The following is a 20291-nucleotide window of genomic DNA, read 5'->3' on the forward strand; positions in this document are numbered from 1 at the left end:
GCATCTGAAATGTCAATTTCTGTAAATGACGTTAACAAAGTCACGCGGAAAGTCGGATGCCTGGCGGTAGTGCATTTGCTATAGTAGGGCACTTATTTTAAATTCCATCACGGATGTCGTAGTTCAGACCATGAATACCATTTTTTCCGCTCGTATCATGAAGCGCCTGGCGCTCACCACGGCTCTTTGCACAGCCTTTATCTCTGCTGCACATGCCGATGACCTGAATATCAAAACCATGATCCCGGGTGTACCGCAGATCGACGCGGAGTCTTACATCCTGATCGACTATAACTCCGGCAAAGTGCTCGCCGAGCAAAATGCGGATGTCCGTCGCGACCCTGCAAGTCTGACCAAAATGATGACCAGCTACGTTATCGGTCAGGCAATGAAAGCAGGTAAATTCAAAGAATCTGATTTAGTGACCATCGGCAATGACGCCTGGGCCACCGGTAACCCGGTGTTCAGAGGTTCTTCGCTGATGTTCCTCAAACCTGGCATGCAGGTACCGGTTTCTCAGCTTATCCGTGGTATCAACCTGCAATCTGGTAACGATGCTTGTGTTGCCATGGCTGACTTCGCCGCCGGTAGCCAGGATGCTTTCGTTGGTCTGATGAACAGTTACGTTAACGCCCTGGGCCTGAAAAATACCCACTTCCAGACTGTACACGGTCTGGACGCTGACGGTCAGTACAGCTCCGCGCGTGATATGGCGCTGATCGGTCAGGCCCTGATTCGTGATGTCCCTAACGAATACGCTATCTATAAAGAGAAAGAGTTTACCTTTAACGGTATTCGCCAGCTCAACCGTAACGGCCTGCTATGGGATAACAGCCTGAATGTCGACGGAATCAAAACTGGCCATACTGACAAGGCGGGCTACAACCTTGTCGCCTCCGCAACGGAAGGTCAGATGCGTCTGATCTCCGCAGTCATGGGCGGACGCACGTTCAAAGGCCGTGAAACCGAAAGTAAAAAACTGCTGACCTGGGGCTTCCGTTTCTTCGAAACGGTTAACCCACTGAAAGTTGGCAAAGAGTTCGCCTCTGAGCCGGTTTGGTTTGGTAATACTGACCGCGCTTCGTTAGGGGTTGATAAAGACGTTTACCTGACCATTCCGCGTGGCCGCATGAAAGACCTGAAAGCCAGCTACGTGCTGAACAGCAGTGAACTACATGCGCCTCTGCAAAAGAACCAGGTCGTTGGCACCATCAACTTCCAGCTTGATGGCAAAACTATCGAACAACGCCCGCTGGTGGTGTTACAGGAAATTCCGGAAGGTAACTTCTTCGGCAAAATCATTGATTACATTAAATTAATGTTCCATCACTGGTTCGGCTAAAAATTGAACACTTGAAAGTGTAATTTCCGCCCCCATATACTAAGCATCAGTAAAAAACTCCCGCCCTCTGGCGGGAGTTGCTATTTAATTACGTTACGCCGGAGCTGACATGAAAACCAAACTTAACGAACTGCTTGAATTCCCTACTCCTTTTACCTACAAAGTAATGGGGCAGGCGTTACCTGAGCTGGTTGATCAGGTGGTTGAAGTGGTACAGCGCCATGCGCCAGGTGACTACAACCCAACGGTAAAACCAAGCAGCAAAGGCAACTACCACTCGGTATCTATCACTATCAACGCCACTCATATCGAGCAGGTTGAAACTCTGTACGAAGAACTGGGCAAAATCGATATCGTCCGTATGGTTCTGTAATTTGCTTCTCCGTTACCCGGCCTCTGGTCGGGTAACTCCTCTCCCCTCGCTGTGATATAATTTTCCCCACTTTTACTCATTCTCCACGGAGATGCCGTTTTGTATCAGGATAAAATTCTTGTCCGCCAGCTCGGCCTTCAGCCTTACGAGCCTATTTCTCAGGCTATGCATGAATTCACCGATACCCGTGATGAAAATACCCTTGATGAAATCTGGTTGGTTGAACACCATCCTGTATTTACCCAGGGACAAGCAGGTAAAGCGGAACATATTTTAATGCCGGGTGATATTCCGGTGATCCAGAGCGATCGCGGCGGCCAGGTAACTTATCACGGGCCGGGGCAACAGGTGATGTATGTATTGCTTAACCTCAAACGCAGGAAGTTGGGCGTGCGTGAACTGGTGACCTTGCTCGAACAAACGGTAGTGAATACCCTGGCCGAGCTGGATATTGAAGCGCACCCTCGGGCTGATGCTCCTGGTGTCTACGTTGGGGAAAAGAAAATTTGTTCGCTCGGATTGCGTATTCGCCGCGGCTGTTCATTCCACGGTCTGGCATTAAACGTCAATATGGATCTTTCGCCATTTTTACGTATCAACCCTTGTGGTTATGCCGGGATGGAAATGGCAAAAATATCGCAATGGAAACCTGATGCGACCACCGATAATATTGCACCACGCTTACTGGCAAATATTTTAGCGCTACTCAAAAATCCTGACGTAGAATATATCCCTGCTTAATTCTCCCTCATAAATGACCCAAATCATATTGGGTCATTGCAGTCAGCGTATTCCAATACTTCGCGGGGAACTGATGCTATCGAATGTGTTTTGAAAAAGTATCGTTACATAGAGTTCACAGTGCCGAACGATAAAATGGCACAAACCAACAACAATTTTACATTTTCGCGACCGCTTTGGCTGCTTTCTGGGCCGTTTCAATGATATACTGCCAGTCGTTAATTCAAAAATAGTTGATAATTACAACAATCTATTGAATTGAAACGCTTTCCTTCGTAATTCGCAACTGGAACACGCACGCTATGAGTAAACCCATTGTGATGGAACGCGGTGTTAAATACCGCGATGCCGATAAGATGGCCCTTATCCCGGTTAAAAACGTGGCAACAGAGCGCGAAGCCCTGCTGCGCAAGCCGGAATGGATGAAAATCAAGCTTCCCGCGGACTCTACACGTATCCAGGGCATCAAAGCCGCAATGCGCAAAAATGGCCTGCATTCTGTCTGTGAGGAAGCCTCCTGCCCTAACCTGGCAGAATGCTTCAACCACGGCACAGCAACGTTTATGATCCTCGGCGCCATTTGTACCCGCCGTTGTCCGTTCTGTGACGTTGCCCACGGTCGCCCGGTCGCCCCGGATGCCAACGAGCCGGTAAAACTGGCACAGACCATTGCTGATATGGCGCTGCGTTATGTGGTTATCACCTCCGTTGACCGCGATGACCTGCGCGATGGCGGAGCCCAGCACTTTGCGGATTGCATTACTGCCATCCGGGAAAAAAGCCCGGAAATCAAAATTGAAACTCTGGTGCCGGATTTCCGTGGTCGTATGGATCGTGCGCTGGATATTCTGACCGCCACGCCGCCAGATGTATTCAACCACAACCTGGAAAACGTACCGCGTATTTACCGTCAGGTACGCCCGGGCGCAGATTACAACTGGTCGCTAAAACTATTGGAACGCTTTAAAGAAGCGCATCCGGAGATCCCGACCAAATCCGGTTTGATGGTGGGACTGGGTGAAACCAATGAAGAGATTATTGAAGTCATGCGCGATCTGCGCCGCCATGGTGTAACCATGTTGACGCTGGGGCAATATCTGCAGCCAAGCCGCCATCACCTGCCGGTACAACGCTACGTTAGCCCGGATGAGTTTGATGAAATGAAGGCCGAAGCGCTGGCGATGGGCTTTACCCATGCTGCATGCGGTCCGTTTGTCCGCTCTTCGTATCACGCCGACTTGCAGGCGAAAGGGATGGAAGTTAAGTAATCGTGTAATAATTGCTTACATCTGTCTGATAAAAAACCCGCTATCTGAAGCGGGTTTTTTTATCGAACAAGATATTGAGGGAGCGTCCTGCTCGCCACGTCACTCTTTATGAGAGAGCTTTTCAGCCTGAATATCAACGTCTGCGCCTTTTTTAGCCGCAGCGTCATCATCATTCATCGCTTTCTTGAACCCTTTAATGGCCGCTCCCAGGTCTCCGCCCAGCGTACGTAACTTCTTAGTCCCAAACAGCAGAACGACCAGCGCCGCAACTACCAGCAGTTTGGTAATACTAATCTCACCCATAGATACCTTCTTGACATAAAACTGGCAACAGAACGCGCCTTAAAAACCAGAGAATATTAACGGTCATTCGACGCGCGCACACAATAGCAATCTGTAACAAGGTGAATCAAGCGCCGAGTAAAAAAACATCATAATAATTGCGGCGGCGCAAAGCGACGGTTGTTTAAGACGGGAAGTTGCGCGCGCACCTGACGCACACGTTCGGGCGTCACTTCCGCCATAATGAGCGCTGGCATTTCTGCCGCTGCTGCAATGGTGATGCCAAAGGGATCTATAATCCGGCTTTGTCCGATATTTTTGTTCCCGCACTCCCCCGCAGCCACCATATAACAGGTGGTATCCAGAGCACGAGCGGCTAGCAAGGTTGACCAGTGGTGCTCTTTGAGTGGCCCGCGAACCCAGGCCGCTGGCAGGATCAGGATTTCCGCGCCCTGTAATGCCAGGGCTAATGCCAACTCTGGAAAGCGTAAATCATAGCAGGTCATCAGCCCCACTTTCATGCCTTCAACCTCCAGTAAAGGGGCTATTTCATCACCTGCATCCACATGGCGCGATTCCTGAATGGCAAACGCATCATAGAGATGCAATTTGGCATAATGGGCGACAATTTTCCCCGCCTGCAGCGCCACCAGCATATTCCACGCGCGCCCAGGGGTTGAGGGAACATGAATCGTCAGAATCGTCGTCATCATGTTACGTTTACTTTCCCGCAGTAAACGTCCGAGGAATTCCCCTTCCAGCAACTGTGCCGATTTAACTGACAAATTCGGGTCAAGATCGTCGCGCGCCAGAAGCGCTTCCGGCAGGACAAACAGCGATACGTCGTTTTCCGCCGCCTGTGCCATTAACGAAGCGCAAATCTCAGCGTTCTTTTCCCATATTGATGTAACAGCAAATTGTCCTGCGGCAACCAGCATTGCCACCTCCTGTCAGAGTTGTAAAATTCGCCAACGACGAATATTCGGCGTTAAACTTATCACTCATACAAATCAAATAGCAGGATTTAGCTGTGTTACAACTCCTTTTAGCAGTTTTTATTGGTGGTGGTACGGGAAGCGTGGCGAGATGGATGTTAAGTATGCGGTTTAACCCACTGCACCAGGCTATTCCACTCGGAACTCTGGCAGCAAACCTGATTGGGGCATTTATCATAGGAATGGGGTTTGCCTGGTTTAGCCGCATGACTAATATCGATCCGGTGTGGAAAGTATTAATCACCACTGGTTTTTGTGGCGGGCTAACGACCTTCTCAACATTTTCGGCAGAAGTGGTGTTTTTATTGCAGGAGGGGCGTTTTGGCTGGGCGCTACTGAACGTCTTCGTTAACCTGTTAGGTTCCTTTGCCATGACCGCACTGGCTTTTTGGCTATTTTCAGCATCAACCGCACACTGAAGACCAAAAAAAACCCGCTGAATAAGCGGGTTTTGAATTCTTGCTGACGTATCTTACAGAGCGATTACGTTTGCAGCAGAAGGGCCTTTGGCACCGTTAGTGATTTCGAACTCTACGCGCTGACCTTCAGCAAGAGTTTTAAAACCATTAGTCTGGATTGCAGAGAAGTGTACGAACACATCTTTGCTGCCGTCTTCCGGAGTAATGAAACCGAATCCTTTGGACTCATTAAACCACTTAACGTTACCTTTAATCTTAGACATCAAAATTACCTTTACATGAAAAATAGACACAAATGCTGTGTCGGTTACCAGTACACCAATTGTGGTACGCTTTGTCCAGTGCAACTTTACTAAAAAGTGATAAAAGTCGCGTTATTTTTGATGTTAATTTCATTACATACTGATTTTTAAGGCTTTTATTAAAACATGACTTGTCTAAAACTGAAACCGTATCCAGGCAAAGTAAACATTGCCATTGTTGTAAGTGCCAGGGATATAGGTCATCTGAAAAGTTGCAGGCCCATAGCCCACAGAAGCCAATGGCAGTATCAGCGGAACAGGTATGTAGTTCCAGTTATCACGCGCCGTCACACCAGCAGTGAATCCCAGACCGACATGAAAGTTTTCATCGACAAGCGGTCGCCAGGTACTTTCCCAACCGTATCCGGCAATGGGCTCCCATTTATTCCACGAATCCTTAAACGCCATCGCGTACAAACCGTGCCAGTTGCCTTTCTCATCCCAACGTGACTGACCAAAACCGCCACCCCACGGTCTTTCGTTATAGCGATCGGTCTTTTCTTTGTCATAAGCGAAACGTGCATGCCAGGTAATGGCGGGAATATACAGATCATAATGTTCTGGCCGCTGCCAGGTTTCTGCGACATTATCTTTAAATGTCGCAATCCATTGCTCTGCACTAGCAGAAACTTCTTCAATGCTGATTAACTGAATAAAAATAAAGGAAAATACGGTAACACATTTACTAGCGCCCATTAGCAACCACAGAAAACTTATCAAAAATATATTACCAGCATAGCCAAAGAAAAATAAATACAACCTTAACAAGGCAAACATAAAGAATAATCCGAGCGCCTGAAAAATTTATTTCATGAAATTTGCTAATAAAACCATCGGATTACTCTGGAGACCAAGAAATATTTTCAGCTAAAGAACAACTCATGAAAATAAAAGCTACACCCATAAAAATAATTATCATTCATTTATTTTTCAATTAGATACAATAAAAACATCAATAAAATCATTGTTTGCATTGCCACATGATACGCATACAAGATTATTTTTTTGACGTACAAAATACCATAAAACAATTAACAAAATTGCATCAATCGCTCATCAGTTTATAAACATCATTATGTTGTAATTACTCCCCCTAAAATAAATTTTGTTATCCAGGTATAAAAACAGCAACATCAATGTCTTAATGACAGCTTTCTTGATTTCAATCAGCACCTGAAGTCAATTTATTCGGCATATTTTTTTCTTATTTTAGGATTTTTTTATTATTTATTGTAGATTCTGGAGACAGGAAAGAATATGCAGACATTTATTGAACTCCTTATTGGGGTTGTCGTTATTGTGGGTGTAGCTCGCTACATCATTAAAGGGTATTCCGCCACCGGGGTGCTATTTGTTGGCGGCCTGCTACTGCTGATCATCAGCGCTATAATGGGACACAAAGTTTTACCTTCCAGCCAGACTTCCACTGGCTACAGCGCCACAGATATCGTTGAATACATTAAAATATTACTGATGAGCCGTGGCGGCGATCTCGGCATGATGATCATGATGCTGTGTGGCTTTGCCGCTTATATGACCCACATCGGCGCGAACGATATGGTTGTCAAACTGGCATCAAAACCGCTGCAGTACATTAACTCCCCTTACCTGCTGATGATTGCCGCCTACTTTGTCGCCTGTCTGATGTCACTGGCAGTCTCTTCCGCAACCGGTCTTGGCGTTTTACTGATGGCAACGTTGTTCCCGGTGATGGTGAACGTTGGCATCAGTCGCGGCGCGGCAGCTGCCATTTGTGCCTCACCAGCAGCAATTATTCTCGCACCAACATCTGGTGATGTGGTGCTGGCAGCACAGGCTTCTGAAATGCCGCTGATTGATTTCGCCTTCAAAACAACACTTCCTATCTCAATTGCCGCAATTATCGGCATGGCGATTGCCCACTTTTTCTGGCAGCGTTATCTGGACAAAAAAGAGCACATCTCTCATGAAATGTTAGATGTCAGCGAAATCACAACCACCGCGCCTGCGTTTTACGCCATTCTGCCGTTTACACCGATCATTGGCGTGCTATTTTTTGACGGCAAATGGGGTCCGCAATTGCACATCATCACCATTCTGGTGATCTGTATGCTGGTTGCCTCTGTTCTGGAATTTCTTCGCGGCTTTAATACGCAAAAAGTCTTTTCGGGCCTCGAGGTGGCTTACCGCGGCATGGCTGATGCCTTCGCTAACGTAGTAATGTTATTAGTTGCCGCAGGGGTTTTCGCTCAGGGCCTTAGCACCATCGGCTTTATCCAGAGCCTGATCTCAATCGCCACCTCGTTCGGTTCGGCGAGCATAATCCTGATGCTGGTGCTGGTTATCCTGACAATGCTGGCAGCAGTCACCACGGGTTCCGGCAATGCGCCTTTCTATGCCTTTGTTGAGATGATCCCGAAACTGGCACACTCTTCCGGCATTAACCCGGCGTACCTGACAATCCCGATGCTGCAGGCGTCAAACCTGGGGCGCACGCTTTCGCCAGTCTCTGGCGTGGTGGTTGCCGTTGCCGGGATGGCTAAAATATCACCTTTTGAAGTGGTTAAACGCACCTCGGTGCCGGTGCTTGTTGGGCTGGTGATTGTCATTGTGGCTACAGAGTTGATGGTGCCCGGTACTACCGCCGCGGTTGCTGGTAAGTAATTTCCCAGGCCGGAGGAGCGCGTCCTCCGGCACTCTCTTCATCCGCTGTGGTAAATGCGCTGCGGCCGACCGACTTTGCCGTGAACAATCTCGGCGATGATCAGATGTCGGCTGGCGCAATATTCAAGATAACGTCTCGCGGTGGTGCGGCTTATGGTCAAAGCCTGCGCTACTGTCTCAGCCGTATGTTGCACACCAGGCTCCTTGAACAGTTTTCTCACTGCGTTTAGCGTCAACGCGTCAATGCCAGTTGGCAGCTCATCCTTTGGTTCACCGCGAGCGTAAGCGTTGAACATCTCATCAATTTGCTTCTGACTGGCGCTATCAATACTTTCCAGCATGTGTCTACGCTGGCGATAACGAGTTAATGTCTGCCCCAGACGCTCATAAGCGATTGGCTTGATTAAATAATCAAACACACCGCAGCGCACAGCCTCAGATACCGTTTCCATATCGCTGGCGGCAGTGGTAAACACCACATCGCCGGGGTAATGCGTCTGCACCAACTCATGCAACAAATTAATGCCTCTACCATCAGGGAGATAGTTATCCAGCAAGATAAGCCCCGGCTTAAAACGCTCGATCATCATTCGGGCCTGCGCCAGGTTTCCCGCCAGCAATATCTGACTGAAGCCGGGAATGTGACGAATATATTCCGCATGCATTTCTGCCAACGGTGTTTCGTCCTCAACGATCAATAGGGTTAATGGAGCTGTCATCAGGTTTCACTTTCGGAATATAGATTGAAAATAAAGTACCGCAGGGATCATTCTCTTCGAGAGTAATAACTCCACCGCAGCGCGTTACATAGCTGGCAATAAGATACAACCCAATGCCATGCTCACCGGGTTCATCAGCACGCGTACTGACGCCCTGCTCAAATATTTTGTCGCGAAGAGACTCTGGAATGCCGCAGCCCTGATCGGCCACTTCAATTACCACGTCGTCGCCTTCATCGCTCAGGTATAATTCGACTGTCTTATTCCCTTTATCACTATGCAGACTGGCTTCGAAGGCATTATCGAGTAAGTTGCCCACTATCGCCGCAAATTCAGTGCTGTCCAGCCCTTGCGGCAGTTGTGAAAGTTGGCTGCCTGGAACAATCGTCATTTTTAGCCCCAGCTCCCGGGCGCGCTGCACTTTACCAAAAAGAAGCCCCGCCACCTGGCGGTCGGCAAATGCTTCACGCAGACTATCAATAAGTTGCTGCTGAGCCCGGGACTCCCCCTGAACCATCGCCAGCACACGATCATACTCTTTCATCTGCAACAGACCATTGAGCGTAGACATCCAATTGAGATGTTCATGACGTAGTGTGCGCAGGCTTTCAACATATTGTTTAATTTGCGTCAGTTGCGCATTAAGGGTAGATATTTCATCTTTACTACGAAAACTAATAATTGCACCTAGCAAATCATCACCAGAACGAATAGCTTCGCGGTTAGCAATAACGCTCAGACCATTAAAATTCGCTACCACATCCTGACGTTTTTCATCAATTTGTTCGGTAAAGAAATCAGCCGGTCTGACAACCTCTGCAATAGGTCTGCCCAGCCACTGCCGTCCGGGGGAACTCAGCCCCAACATTTTTCTTGCGTTGCGGTTGATGGCAGTAATATGCCCATACGGGTCCACCGCAATCAGCCCTTCATAAACCGAACTAAAAAGCGCCTCTTGCTGGCGGACCACGCGCGCAATCTGCTTTGGTTCCATCCCCATCATCTGGCGGCGGATATGCGCAGCTAAGAACCACGACAGCAGCATCAGAATGCCTAACAGCACGACAAACACGCCCACCATCGGTAATAAAAACTCTGCCCGCCAGCTATCGATTTTACTCACCAGATACCCCACCGACACCACGCCGATGACTTTGCCATCGTCATCAAAGATCGGCGTTTTGGCGCGCATTGCCATACCTATCGACCCTTTGCCGGTGATGAAGTAACTCTCCCCTCTTTCCAGCGCTCCCGGTTTGGTAAACTGCATGGGGTAACCAATCTTTTCCGGATTAGGATGGTAAAGGCGGATCGAATCCCGGTCACCAATCACCACATAATCGAAGTCGGTGTCTCTTTGCAATTTGTTGGCGATAATCGCCAGCCGTTTGTAGTCACGCGTTTTCACTGCGGTGATGATACTGTCATTGGAGGCAATAATTTTCGCCTGATTCATTGCCATGTCACGAACATGAAGCGTTAAATAGTCCTCAAAGCTGGCCGTAAAATATTGCGCCAACGCAGCGATGACAAATATCGAGAACACCAAAATCAGCAAAAAAATACGCAACGGGAACGCCAGTCGTTGGAAAAAAGCAAACTGTTTATTCTCATTAAACTGCAACATTTTTTTCCTTGCGGGGTAAGCCCTGTTTTTTGGCGGATGTAATTAAAATGTTGAATCTCGATTTATAAATATCAAATATGATCGTGACAAATTTCATTCATTAAATCAATTAAATCAATTAAACCTACGGGTTAATTCGTAATTACATTAATTAAAAAACTTAAAACCATTAAATAAATAAAAAACCACTAACTCTATGTGAAATAAATCAAAATTTCACGATGCAATACTCCTTAGGATGTATGGCGAAAGGAGAAACAGAAATACCTCACTCACAACCCTTTCTCTCAACTGAAAATAAAAGGTTATCAATTTGCTACATCGAACAACATTTGTTGCAAATCGATAACAAAATGCACCTTCAGGATACTATTTATTATGTTCGGCAATGATATTTTCACCCGGGTAAAACGTTCAGAAAATAAAAAGATGGCGGAAATTACCCACTTTCTGCATGAAAATGATTTGAGTGTTGACACCACGGTCGAAGTATTTATTACCGTAACCCGTAACGACCGCCTTATTGCCTGCGGCGGAATTGCCGGAAATATCATTAAGTGCGTCGCTATTAGTGAATCAGTTCGTGGTGAAGGACTGGCGCTGACATTAGCCACCGAACTGATAAACCTCGCCTATGAACGGCACAGCACGCATCTGTTTATTTATACCAAAACCGAATACGAGGCGCTGTTCCGTCAGTGCGGTTTCTATACGTTAACCAGCGTACCTGGCGTGATGGTGTTGATGGAAAATAGCGCCACACGTCTGAAACGCTATGCCGAATCGCTGAAGAAATTCCGTCATGAAGGGAAGAAGATTGGCTGTATCGTCATGAACGCCAATCCCTTTACTAACGGCCACCGTTATCTGATTCAACAAGCTGCGGCACAGTGCGACTGGCTGCATCTGTTTTTAGTCAAAGAAGACTCTTCACGCTTTCCCTATGACGACCGGTTAGATCTGGTGTTAAAAGGCACCGCCGATATTCCGCGCCTGACCGTGCATCGCGGCTCCGAGTACATCATCTCCCGCGCCACGTTCCCCTGCTACTTCATTAAAGAACAGAGCGTCATCAACCATTGTTACACCGAAATTGACCTGAAAATTTTCCGTCAGTACCTCGCGCCCGCGCTGGGCGTTACTCATCGCTTTGTTGGTACTGAACCCATTTGTCGCGTGACCGCACAGTACAACCAGGATATGCGCTACTGGCTGGAAACACCGACCATCTCCGCACCGCCCATCGAACTGGTTGAAATTGAGCGACTGCGTTACCAGGAACTGCCGATATCCGCTTCCCGGGTACGTCAACTGCTGGTGAAAAACGATCTCACGGCTATCGCGCCACTGGTCCCGGCACCCACTCTGCATTACTTGCAGAATCTGCTTGAACACGCCCGCCAGGACGCGGCAGTTCGTCAAAAGACCCCCGCATAAGAAACAGGTGAAAAATGAAAATAAACCAGCCCGCCGTTGCAGGCACCCTTGAGTCTGGGGATGTGATGATACGCATCGCCCCACTCGATACGCAGGATATCGACCTGCAAATCAACAGCAGCGTTGAGAAACAGTTTGGCGATGCGATTCGCACCACCATTCTGGACGTTCTAGCCCGCTATAACGTGCGCGGCGTACAGCTGAATGTCGATGACAAAGGCGCACTGGACTGCATTTTACGTGCACGACTGGAAGCCTTGCTGGCACGCGCCAGCGGTATCCCGGCGCTGCCATGGGAGGATTGCCAATGATTTCCGCTTCGCTGCAACAACGTAAAACTCGCACCCGCCGCAGCATGCTGTTTGTGCCTGGCGCCAATGCCGCGATGGTCAGCAACTCCTTCATCTACCCAGCTGATGCTCTGATGTTCGACCTCGAAGACTCCGTGGCGTTGCGTGAAAAAGACACCGCACGTCGCATGGTCTACCACGCGCTGCAACATCCGCTGTATCGCGATATTGAAACCATCGTACGTGTTAACGCACTGGATTCTGAATGGGGCGTTAACGACCTGGAAGCCGTCGTTCGCGGTGGCGCAGACGTTGTGCGTCTGCCGAAAACCGATACCGCTCAGGACGTTCTGGATATCGAAAAAGAGATCCTGCGTATTGAAAAAGCTTGTGGTCGTGAACCAGGTATCACGGGGCTGCTGGCGGCGATTGAATCACCGCTGGGCATTACCCGCGCGGTGGAAATCGCTCACGCTTCCGAGCGTTTGATCGGTATCGCCCTCGGTGCAGAAGACTACGTGCGCAACCTGCGTACAGAACGCTCTCCGGAAGGAACTGAACTGCTGTTCGCTCGCTGCTCTATTTTGCAGGCCGCACGTTCTGCGGGTATTCAGGCGTTCGATACCGTCTATTCCGACGCCAACAACGAAGCTGGATTCCTGCAAGAAGCCGCCCACATCAAACAACTGGGCTTTGACGGCAAATCGCTGATCAACCCGCGTCAGATTGATCTGCTGCACAACCTCTACGCTCCAACCCAGAAAGAAGTGGATCACGCACGCCGCGTCGTAGAAGCCGCTGAAGCCGCCGCTCGCGAAGGCCTTGGCGTCGTTTCCCTGAACGGCAAGATGGTTGACGGTCCGGTTATCGATCGCGCCCGTCTGGTGCTCTCCCGTGCAGAACTTTCCGGCATCCGCGAAGAATAAGGCAATCAAAATGACGCAGAAAATTGAACAATCTCAACGACAAGAACGGGTAGCAGCCTGGAATCGTCACGCTGAATGCGATCTTTCCGCTTTCCAGAACTCGCCGAAACAAACCTATCAGGCTGAAAAAGCACGCGATCGCAAATTGTGCGCCAACCTGGAAGAAGCCATTCGTCGTTCTGGTTTGCAAGATGGTATGACCGTCTCCTTCCACCATGCTTTTCGTGGTGGTGACCTGACCGTCAATATGGTGATGGACGTCATCGCGAAGATGGGCTTTAAAAACCTGACCCTGGCGTCCAGTTCCCTGAGTGATTGCCATGCGCCGCTGGTAGAACATATCCGTCAGGGCGTGGTAACCCGCATTTATACCTCCGGTTTACGCGGCCCACTGGCAGAAGAAATCTCCCGTGGCCTGCTGGCTGAACCGGTGCAAATCCACTCCCACGGCGGTCGCGTGCATCTGGTACAGAGCGGCGAACTGAACATCGACGTCGCTTTCCTCGGCGTCCCGTCCTGCGATGAATTCGGTAATGCCAACGGCTACACCGGTAAAGCCTGCTGCGGCTCCCTCGGCTATGCAATGGTTGATGCCGACAACGCAAAACAGGTCGTGATGCTCACCGAAGAACTGCTGCCTTATCCGCATAATCCGGCAAGCATTGAGCAAGGTCAGGTTGATTTGATCGTCAAAGTTGATCGCGTTGGCGATGCCGCGAAAATCGGCGCTGGCGCAACCCGTATGACCACTAACCCGCGCGAACTGCTGATTGCCCGCAGCGCTGCGGATGTGATTGTCAACTCTGGCTACTTCAAAGAAGGTTTCTCCATGCAGACCGGCACCGGCGGCGCTTCGCTTGCGGTAACCCGTTTCCTGGAAGACAAAATGCGTAGCCGCGATATTCGCGCCGACTTCGCCCTCGGTGGCATTACCGCAACGATGGTTGATCTGCACGAAAAAGGTCTGATCCGCAAACTGCTGGATGTGCAGAGCTTTGACAGCCACGCTGCACAATCGCTGGCCCGTAACCCGAATCACATCGAAATCAGTGCCAACCAGTACGCTAACTGGGGCTCTAAAGGTGCATCGGTTGATCGTCTCGACGTGGTGGTACTGAGCGCGCTGGAAATTGATACCCAGTTCAACGTTAACGTGCTGACCGGCTCTGACGGTGTGCTGCGTGGCGCTTCCGGCGGTCACTGCGATACCGCAATTGCCTCTGCGCTTTCCATCATTGTTGCGCCACTGGTGCGCGGTCGTATCCCTACTCTGGTGGATAACGTGCTGACCTGCATTACCCCAGGGTCCAGCGTCGATATTCTGGTCACCGACCACGGCATCGCTGTTAACCCGGCACGTCCGGAACTGGCAGAACGTCTGCAGGAAGCAGGCATAAAAGTGGTTTCCATTGAGTGGCTGCGCGAACGTGCGCGTCTGCTGACCGGTGAACCACAGCCGATTGAATTCACCGACCGCGTCGTTGCCGTCGTGCGCTACCGCGATGGCTCGGTGATTGACGTTGTGCATCAGGTGAAGGAATAAGCCATGCACCTGCTCCCTGAACTCGCCAGCCACCATGCGGTTTCAATTCCCGAGTTGCTCGTCAGCCGGGATGAAAGGCAAGCACGGCAACACGCCTGGCTCAAGCGCCATCCTGTTCCACTGGTCTCCTTTACCGTGGTTGCGCCGGGTCCGATTAAAGACAGCGAGGTCACACGCCGAATTTTTAATCATGGCGTGACAGCCTTGCGCGCTTTAGCCGCAAAGCAGGGCTGGCAAATTCAGGAGCAGGCTGCACTGGTTTCCGCCAGCGGGCCGGAGGGCATGTTGAGCATTGCCGCTCCAGCTCGCGACCTCAAGCTCGCCACGATTGAGCTTGAACATAGTCATCCTCTCGGGCGTTTATGGGATATCGATGTCCTGACGCCCGAAGGCGAAATTCTCTCCCGCCGCGATTATTCGCTGCCGCCTCGCCGCTGCCTGCTATGCGAGCAAAGCGCAGCCGTCTGCGCGCGCGGGAAAACCCACCAACTGACCGATTTACTCAACCGCATGGAGGCGCTGCTGAACGATGTCGATGCCTGCAACGTCAACTAAAACCACAAAGCTTGCTGCGTCATTAATCAATGAATACGCCCTGCTGGGCTGGCGCGCCATGCTGACTGAAGTCAATCTGTCACCGAAACCAGGCCTGGTAGATCGCATTAACTGCGGTGCGCACAAAGATATGGCGCTGGAAGATTTCCACCGTAGCGCACTGGCGATCCAGGGCTGGTTACCCCGTTTCATTGAATTTGGTGCTTGTAGTGCAGAAATGGCACCGGAAGCGGTACTCCACGGATTACGCCCAATTGGTATGGCTTGCGAAGGTGATATGTTCCGCGCCACTGCGGGCGTAAACACGCATAAAGGCAGCATTTTTTCTTTAGGGCTGCTATGTGCAGCAATTGGCCGTTTGCTTCAGCTCAACCAGCCGGTAACGCCCACAACCGTTTGTTCGACGGCGGCAAGTTTCTGCCGTGGTCTGACCGAGCGCGAACTGCGTACCAATAATCAACAACTGACCGCAGGTCAACGGTTGTACCAGCAACTTGGCCTTACCGGCGCGCGCGGTGAAGCCGAAGCAGGTTATCCACTGGTGATCAACCACGCCCTACCGCATTACCTCACTCTGCTGGATCAGGGGCTAGATCCTGAACTGGCATTGCTCGATACCTTGCTCCTACTGATGGCTACCAACGGCGATACCAACGTTGCATCGCGCGGTGGTGAGGGGGGCCTGCGCTGGCTACAGCGCGAGGCGCAAACACTATTGCAAAAAGGGGGCATTCGAACCCCCGCCGATCTCGATTATCTCCGGCAGTTCGACAGGGAGTGTATCGAACGAAATCTCAGTCCAGGCGGCAGTGCCGACCTGCTGATCCTTACCTGGTTTTTAGCACAGATTTAATAATTTAAGCACTTGATAAATTTGGAAATATTAATTTTCGGAGAACCCGTATGTCTTTAGCAAAAGATAATATATGGAAACTATTGGCCCCACTGGTGGTGATGGGTGTCATGTTTCTTATCCCTGTCCCCGACGGTATGCCGCCGCAGGCATGGCATTACTTCGCTGTGTTTGTGGCAATGATTGTCGGAATGATCCTCGAGCCAATCCCGGCAACAGCGATCAGTTTTATTGCGGTTACTATTTGCGTGATTGGCAGTAATTACCTGCTCTTTGACGCCAAAGAATTAGCTGACCCAGCGTTTAATGCGCAAAAACAGGCGCTGAAATGGGGGCTGGCTGGTTTTTCCAGTACCACAGTCTGGCTGGTATTTGGCGCATTTATCTTTGCATTAGGATATGAAGTTTCTGGATTAGGCCGTCGTATTGCCCTTTTCCTGGTGAAATTCATGGGGAAACGCACGCTGACGTTAGGTTATGCGATTGTCATTATCGACATTCTGCTGGCACCGTTTACACCGTCCAACACCGCGCGTACCGGGGGTACGGTTTTCCCGGTCATTAAAAACCTGCCGCCGCTATTTAAATCATTCCCGAACGATCCGTCCGCGCGTCGTATTGGCGGCTATTTGATGTGGATGATGGTCATTAGTACCAGTCTTAGCTCCTCTATGTTTGTCACTGGTGCAGCACCAAACGTGCTGGGTCTGGAGTTCGTCAGCAAAATTGCCGGTATCCAGATTAGCTGGTTACAGTGGTTCCTCTGCTTCCTGCCGGTTGGGGTTATCTTGCTTATCATTGCGCCGTGGCTTTCCTACGTGCTGTACAAACCGGAAATCACACACAGTGAAGAAGTGGCAACCTGGGCGGGTGATGAACTAAAAACCATGGGGGCGTTGACACGTAGAGAATGGACGCTGATTGGCCTTGTGTTGCTCAGCTTAGGTTTATGGGTATTTGGCAGCGAAGTGATTAATGCCACTGCGGTTGGCCTGCTGGCTGTTTCGCTGATGCTGGCGCTGCACGTTGTGCCGTGGAAAGACATTACCCGTTATAACAGCGCATGGAACACGCTGGTCAACCTGGCAACGCTGGTCGTCATGGCTAATGGCCTGACTCGTTCCGGATTTATCGACTGGTTCGCCAGCACCATGAGTACGCATCTGGAAGGTTTTTCGCCAAATGCGACGGTTATCGTCCTCGTGCTGGTGTTCTATTTTGCTCATTACCTGTTTGCCAGCCTGTCAGCGCACACCGCAACCATGCTGCCGGTCATTCTGGCGGTCGGTAAAGGTATTCCGGGCGTACCGATGGAACAACTGTGTATTCTGCTGGTGCTGTCTATCGGTATCATGGGCTGTCTGACCCCATATGCTACTGGCCCAGGTGTGATTATTTACGGCTGCGGCTATGTGAAATCAAAAGATTACTGGCGTCTTGGGGCTATCTTCGGGGTGATTTATATTGCCATGCTGCTTCTGGTAGGCTGGCCGATTCTCGCCATGTGGAACTAATACGTTCGCCAAACGCTGAATAAATCACCGCGCCCGCCAGGTTAGCCAACCTGGCGGGCTTTTTTATGATTTAATAGATAGTATTCAGTGCATGTATGAGTTCCACACCCACTATGAAAATATTCTGGCGTAACGCCGCTTTACTGGCGGCTTCTCTGCTCCCCTTATCTTCTGTCAACGCCGCTGCATTACAGGCAAAACAGTATGGCGATTTTGATCGTTACGTTTTAGCTCTTTCCTGGCAAACCGGGTTTTGCCAGAGTCAGCACGACCGAAATCGTAACGAACGCGATGAGTGTCGACTGCAAACCGAAACGAGCAACAAGGCCGATTTTCTGACCGTACATGGTCTGTGGCCAGGATTACCTAAATCGGTTGCTGCGCGTGGCGTTGATGAACGCCGCTGGATGCGCTTCGGCTGCGCCACTCGCCCAGTCCCAAACCTGCCGGAAGCTCGCGCCAGCCGGATGTGTTCTTCACCGGAAACAGGGTTATCGCTGGAAACAGCAGCTAAATTGAGTGAAGTTATGCCGGGCGCAGGTGGTCGTTCCTGTCTGGAACGTTATGAATACGCGAAACACGGCGCCTGCTTTGGTTTTGATCCGGACGCTTACTTCGGGACGATGGTACGTCTGAATCAAGAGATCAAAGAGAGCGCAGCCGGAAAATTCCTCGCTGATAACTACGGTAAAACCGTGAGCCGCAGTGACTTTGACGACGCCTTTGCCAAAAACTGGGGGAAAGAGAACGTCAAAGCGGTCAAGTTAACGTGCCAGGGTAATCCGGCGTATTTGACTGAAATCCAGATTTCAATCAAAGCTGATGCCATCAATGCGCCGCTCTCGGCAAGCTCATTCTTGCCACAACCTCACCCTGGCAACTGTGGCAAAGCCTTTGTGATTGATAAAGCAGGTTATTGAGATCCAGCGCAGCGGACGTTGATCCATCACGAAAATTTATCCCTTACGCTGTTTTTCGATTAAGATTTATACAAATCGCTCAGCATTAAGGAATTACCTGAATGTGATGTAAATCACTTCAAAGAGTGAGCAACAGTCAGTATCATCATATGAGCTAAACCCTCGCCGCCTGACGGTGAGGGTTTTCTTTTGGGTATGTTTATCTGCGACAATCGCAGTACCGACGACATGGAGTAAAAATGTCCAGACCAACAATCATCATTAACGACCTGGATGCCGAACGCATCGATATTCTGCTGGAGCAACCTGCCTATGCCGGTTTGCCAATCGCCGACGCGTTAAACGCAGAGTTGGATCGCGCCCAAATGTGTTCGCCAGAAGAGATGCCGCACGATGTGGTGACGATGAACAGTCGGGTTAAATTCCGCAATCTTAGCGATGGCGAAGTCCGTGTGCGTACACTGGTGTATCCGGCAAAAATGACCGACAGTAATACTCAACTTTCCGTTATGGCTCCGGTTGGTGCCGCACTGCTGGGGTTGCGCGTTGGCGATACCATCCACTGGGAACTTCCGGGCGGCGTTGCTACCCACCTTGAAGTGCTGGAACTCGAATACCAGCCTGAAGCCGCTGGCGACTACCTGCTTTAATCCCATCTGCACAAGCGTTATTCGCTTTGCCCGGAGGATGCTTCTGCATCCTCTTTCCGCTCAAATATCAACCAGACTTATCATTTTGCTCTTCACCGCTGCGTTCTAATCTGAACAAGTTATCCACCAGCGGATCCCCCTATGAGCGAAGCTCTCGGTATTACTGCGTTTTATATATTCATTGCAGCAATTCTTGTTGTGGCAGTGCTATATCTTGAGCAACGCTGGTAGTAGCTGACTTAATCCATTTTCCAGATCAATTGCTATCCCAGATCAAATCAACTTCGCAAATCATAGAATCATAATCAATAATATGCTGTTATATGTTCATGCAATAGCAAGGAGGGAATGCTTATGTACAAAACAATCATTATGCCAGTAGACGTATTTGAAATGGAATTGAGCGACAAAGCCGTTCGTCACGCTGAATTTCTCGCCCAGGATGATGGCGTAATTCATTTACTCCATGTATTACCGGGCGCCGCAAGCCTTAGTCTGCACCGTTTTGCTGCTGATGTGCGTCGTTTCGAAGAACATTTGCAACATGAAGCCGAAGAGCGCTTACAGACAATGGTCGGCCATTTCAATATTGATCCATCCCGTATCAAACCACATGTCCGTTTTGGTAACGTGCGAGATGAAGTGAACGAGTTAGCTAAAGAACTGGATGCGGATGTTGTGGTTATCGGTTCGCGAAATCCATCGATTTCAACCCATCTGTTAGGTTCCAACGCTTCCAACGTGATCCGTCACGCCAATCTGCCAGTATTAGTCGTTCGTTAACAAATTAACGCATTTATGACGCCCTGCCCTGAGCAATCCCGGCAGGGCGTTTTTTATAAAAAAAGCCGCCAGGTTTGACCCCGGCGGCTAAGCAATTGCAGGTGAATCT

Annotated in this window: 22 protein-coding genes; 16 read left to right on the forward strand and 6 right to left on the reverse strand. The window is 49.8% G+C overall.

What is annotated here, in order from left to right; all coding sequences use genetic code 11:
- Positions 1–130 precede the first annotated feature (130 nt).
- From dacA to lipA, 4 genes are all read left to right on the forward strand, one after another.
- Complete coding sequence (dacA, locus tag D9738_RS11815) at positions 131–1342, forward strand: D-alanyl-D-alanine carboxypeptidase DacA (protein ID WP_064528971.1); 1212 nt, start codon at positions 131–133, stop codon at positions 1340–1342.
- 109 nt (positions 1343–1451) lie between these two features.
- The gene (ybeD, locus tag D9738_RS11820; protein WP_130206481.1) at positions 1452–1715 is read left to right on the forward strand and encodes a DUF493 family protein YbeD; all 264 of its coding nucleotides are present in this window, start codon (positions 1452–1454) and stop codon (positions 1713–1715) included.
- Positions 1716–1814: 99 nt separating this feature from the next.
- On the forward strand, positions 1815–2456 hold the full coding sequence (gene lipB, locus D9738_RS11825; RefSeq protein ID WP_130206479.1) for a lipoyl(octanoyl) transferase LipB: 642 nt from the start codon (positions 1815–1817) through the stop codon (positions 2454–2456).
- Between the two features lie 302 nt (positions 2457–2758).
- The gene (gene lipA, locus D9738_RS11830) at positions 2759–3724 is read left to right on the forward strand and encodes a lipoyl synthase (RefSeq protein ID WP_000042625.1); all 966 of its coding nucleotides are present in this window, start codon (positions 2759–2761) and stop codon (positions 3722–3724) included.
- A gap of 99 nt (positions 3725–3823) precedes the next feature.
- Here lipA and tatE read toward each other — a convergent pair whose 3' ends face one another.
- Positions 3824–4027: a twin-arginine translocase subunit TatE gene (tatE, locus tag D9738_RS11835; RefSeq protein ID WP_064528973.1), complete on the reverse strand. Its 204-nt coding sequence runs from the start codon at positions 4025–4027 to the stop codon at positions 3824–3826.
- A gap of 128 nt (positions 4028–4155) precedes the next feature.
- Complete coding sequence (locus tag D9738_RS11840) at positions 4156–4944, reverse strand: deaminated glutathione amidase (protein ID WP_130206477.1); 789 nt, start codon at positions 4942–4944, stop codon at positions 4156–4158.
- Positions 4945–5036: 92 nt separating this feature from the next.
- On the opposite strand from D9738_RS11840, the gene crcB reads away from it, so the two are divergent.
- Positions 5037–5420 carry a fluoride efflux transporter CrcB gene (crcB, locus tag D9738_RS11845; RefSeq protein WP_130206475.1) on the forward strand — a complete coding sequence of 128 codons (384 nt, stop codon included), beginning with the start codon at positions 5037–5039 and terminating at the stop codon, positions 5418–5420.
- Between the two features lie 53 nt (positions 5421–5473).
- Here the strand turns inward: crcB and cspE are convergent, their stop codons facing one another.
- Both cspE and pagP read right to left on the reverse strand, forming a co-directional pair.
- Complete coding sequence (gene cspE / locus D9738_RS11850; RefSeq protein WP_000034825.1) at positions 5474–5683, reverse strand: transcription antiterminator/RNA stability regulator CspE; 210 nt, start codon at positions 5681–5683, stop codon at positions 5474–5476.
- Positions 5684–5857: 174 nt separating this feature from the next.
- Entirely contained in the window at positions 5858–6418 is a 561-nt protein-coding gene (gene pagP / locus D9738_RS11855) for a lipid IV(A) palmitoyltransferase PagP (protein WP_130260241.1), read from the reverse strand.
- A 561-nt stretch (positions 6419–6979) separates the two neighbouring features.
- On the opposite strand from pagP, the gene dcuC reads away from it, so the two are divergent.
- Entirely contained in the window at positions 6980–8365 is a 1386-nt protein-coding gene (gene dcuC, locus D9738_RS11860; protein WP_130260242.1) for an anaerobic C4-dicarboxylate transporter DcuC, read from the forward strand.
- A gap of 38 nt (positions 8366–8403) precedes the next feature.
- On the opposite strand, the gene dpiA is transcribed toward dcuC, so the two are convergent.
- Together dpiA and dpiB are read right to left on the reverse strand one after the other, a co-directional pair.
- The gene (dpiA, locus tag D9738_RS11865) at positions 8404–9084 is read right to left on the reverse strand and encodes a two-component response regulator DpiA (protein WP_130206469.1); all 681 of its coding nucleotides are present in this window, start codon (positions 9082–9084) and stop codon (positions 8404–8406) included.
- Positions 9053–10711 carry a sensor histidine kinase DpiB gene (dpiB, locus tag D9738_RS11870; protein ID WP_130260243.1) on the reverse strand — a complete coding sequence of 553 codons (1659 nt, stop codon included), beginning with the start codon at positions 10709–10711 and terminating at the stop codon, positions 9053–9055. Before dpiB ends, dpiA begins: the two co-directional genes overlap by 32 nt.
- A gap of 378 nt (positions 10712–11089) precedes the next feature.
- Between dpiB and citC the strand changes: the two genes are divergently transcribed.
- From citC to uspG, 10 genes are all read left to right on the forward strand, one after another.
- The gene (gene citC / locus D9738_RS11875; RefSeq protein ID WP_130206465.1) at positions 11090–12148 is read left to right on the forward strand and encodes a [citrate (pro-3S)-lyase] ligase; all 1059 of its coding nucleotides are present in this window, start codon (positions 11090–11092) and stop codon (positions 12146–12148) included.
- 14 nt (positions 12149–12162) lie between these two features.
- On the forward strand, positions 12163–12459 hold the full coding sequence (gene citD / locus D9738_RS11880) for a citrate lyase acyl carrier protein (protein WP_000700703.1): 297 nt from the start codon (positions 12163–12165) through the stop codon (positions 12457–12459).
- Positions 12456–13364, forward strand: coding sequence for a citrate (pro-3S)-lyase subunit beta (gene citE / locus D9738_RS11885; RefSeq protein WP_001586796.1), 909 nt, complete (start codon positions 12456–12458; stop codon positions 13362–13364). Before citD ends, citE begins: the two co-directional genes overlap by 4 nt.
- 10 nt (positions 13365–13374) lie before the next feature.
- Positions 13375–14907 (forward strand): citrate lyase subunit alpha, encoded by a 1533-nt coding sequence (gene citF, locus D9738_RS11890; protein ID WP_130260244.1) that lies wholly within the window; start codon positions 13375–13377, stop codon positions 14905–14907.
- A 3-nt stretch (positions 14908–14910) separates the two neighbouring features.
- On the forward strand, positions 14911–15462 hold the full coding sequence (gene citX / locus D9738_RS11895) for a citrate lyase holo-[acyl-carrier protein] synthase (protein WP_000550408.1): 552 nt from the start codon (positions 14911–14913) through the stop codon (positions 15460–15462).
- Entirely contained in the window at positions 15437–16315 is an 879-nt protein-coding gene (citG, locus tag D9738_RS11900; protein ID WP_130206461.1) for a triphosphoribosyl-dephospho-CoA synthase CitG, read from the forward strand. Before citX ends, citG begins: the two co-directional genes overlap by 26 nt.
- Before the next feature lie 50 nt (positions 16316–16365).
- On the forward strand, positions 16366–17829 hold the full coding sequence (citT, locus tag D9738_RS11905; protein ID WP_130206459.1) for a citrate/succinate antiporter CitT: 1464 nt from the start codon (positions 16366–16368) through the stop codon (positions 17827–17829).
- Between the two features lie 113 nt (positions 17830–17942).
- On the forward strand, positions 17943–18749 hold the full coding sequence (gene rna / locus D9738_RS11910) for a ribonuclease I (RefSeq protein WP_130206457.1): 807 nt from the start codon (positions 17943–17945) through the stop codon (positions 18747–18749).
- Between the two features lie 239 nt (positions 18750–18988).
- Complete coding sequence (rnk, locus tag D9738_RS11915) at positions 18989–19399, forward strand: nucleoside diphosphate kinase regulator (RefSeq protein ID WP_130206455.1); 411 nt, start codon at positions 18989–18991, stop codon at positions 19397–19399.
- 354 nt (positions 19400–19753) lie between these two features.
- Entirely contained in the window at positions 19754–20182 is a 429-nt protein-coding gene (gene uspG, locus D9738_RS11920; protein ID WP_130206453.1) for a universal stress protein UspG, read from the forward strand.
- The last annotated feature ends 109 nt before the right edge of the window (positions 20183–20291 follow it).

It is taken from the genome of Escherichia sp. E10V5 (assembly GCF_004212315.1).
In the GTDB taxonomy this organism is placed as follows: Bacteria; Pseudomonadota; Gammaproteobacteria; order Enterobacterales; family Enterobacteriaceae; genus Escherichia.

Bases quoted from the DNA above. Each gene is read 5' to 3' on its own strand.
- dpiB (WP_130260243.1), bottom strand. From the start codon at position 10,711: ATGTTGCAGTTTAATGAGAATAAACAGTTTGCTTTTTTCCAACGACTG.
- citG (WP_130206461.1), top strand. From the start codon at position 15,437: ATGTCGATGCCTGCAACGTCAACTAAAACCACAAAGCTTGCTGCGTCA.
- citT (WP_130206459.1), top strand. From the start codon at position 16,366: ATGTCTTTAGCAAAAGATAATATATGGAAACTATTGGCCCCACTGGTG.
- tatE (WP_064528973.1), bottom strand. From the start codon at position 4,027: ATGGGTGAGATTAGTATTACCAAACTGCTGGTAGTTGCGGCGCTGGTC.
- D9738_RS11840 (WP_130206477.1), bottom strand. From the start codon at position 4,944: ATGCTGGTTGCCGCAGGACAATTTGCTGTTACATCAATATGGGAAAAG.
- citC (WP_130206465.1), top strand. From the start codon at position 11,090: ATGTTCGGCAATGATATTTTCACCCGGGTAAAACGTTCAGAAAATAAA.
- cspE (WP_000034825.1), bottom strand. From the start codon at position 5,683: ATGTCTAAGATTAAAGGTAACGTTAAGTGGTTTAATGAGTCCAAAGGA.
- dacA (WP_064528971.1), top strand. From the start codon at position 131: ATGAATACCATTTTTTCCGCTCGTATCATGAAGCGCCTGGCGCTCACC.
- dcuC (WP_130260242.1), top strand. From the start codon at position 6,980: ATGCAGACATTTATTGAACTCCTTATTGGGGTTGTCGTTATTGTGGGT.
- citE (WP_001586796.1), top strand. From the start codon at position 12,456: ATGATTTCCGCTTCGCTGCAACAACGTAAAACTCGCACCCGCCGCAGC.
- citF (WP_130260244.1), top strand. From the start codon at position 13,375: ATGACGCAGAAAATTGAACAATCTCAACGACAAGAACGGGTAGCAGCC.
- dpiA (WP_130206469.1), bottom strand. From the start codon at position 9,084: ATGACAGCTCCATTAACCCTATTGATCGTTGAGGACGAAACACCGTTG.
- rnk (WP_130206455.1), top strand. From the start codon at position 18,989: ATGTCCAGACCAACAATCATCATTAACGACCTGGATGCCGAACGCATC.
- rna (WP_130206457.1), top strand. From the start codon at position 17,943: ATGAAAATATTCTGGCGTAACGCCGCTTTACTGGCGGCTTCTCTGCTC.
- pagP (WP_130260241.1), bottom strand. From the start codon at position 6,418: ATGGGCGCTAGTAAATGTGTTACCGTATTTTCCTTTATTTTTATTCAG.
- citD (WP_000700703.1), top strand. From the start codon at position 12,163: ATGAAAATAAACCAGCCCGCCGTTGCAGGCACCCTTGAGTCTGGGGAT.
- uspG (WP_130206453.1), top strand. From the start codon at position 19,754: ATGTACAAAACAATCATTATGCCAGTAGACGTATTTGAAATGGAATTG.
- citX (WP_000550408.1), top strand. From the start codon at position 14,911: ATGCACCTGCTCCCTGAACTCGCCAGCCACCATGCGGTTTCAATTCCC.
- lipA (WP_000042625.1), top strand. From the start codon at position 2,759: ATGAGTAAACCCATTGTGATGGAACGCGGTGTTAAATACCGCGATGCC.
- ybeD (WP_130206481.1), top strand. From the start codon at position 1,452: ATGAAAACCAAACTTAACGAACTGCTTGAATTCCCTACTCCTTTTACC.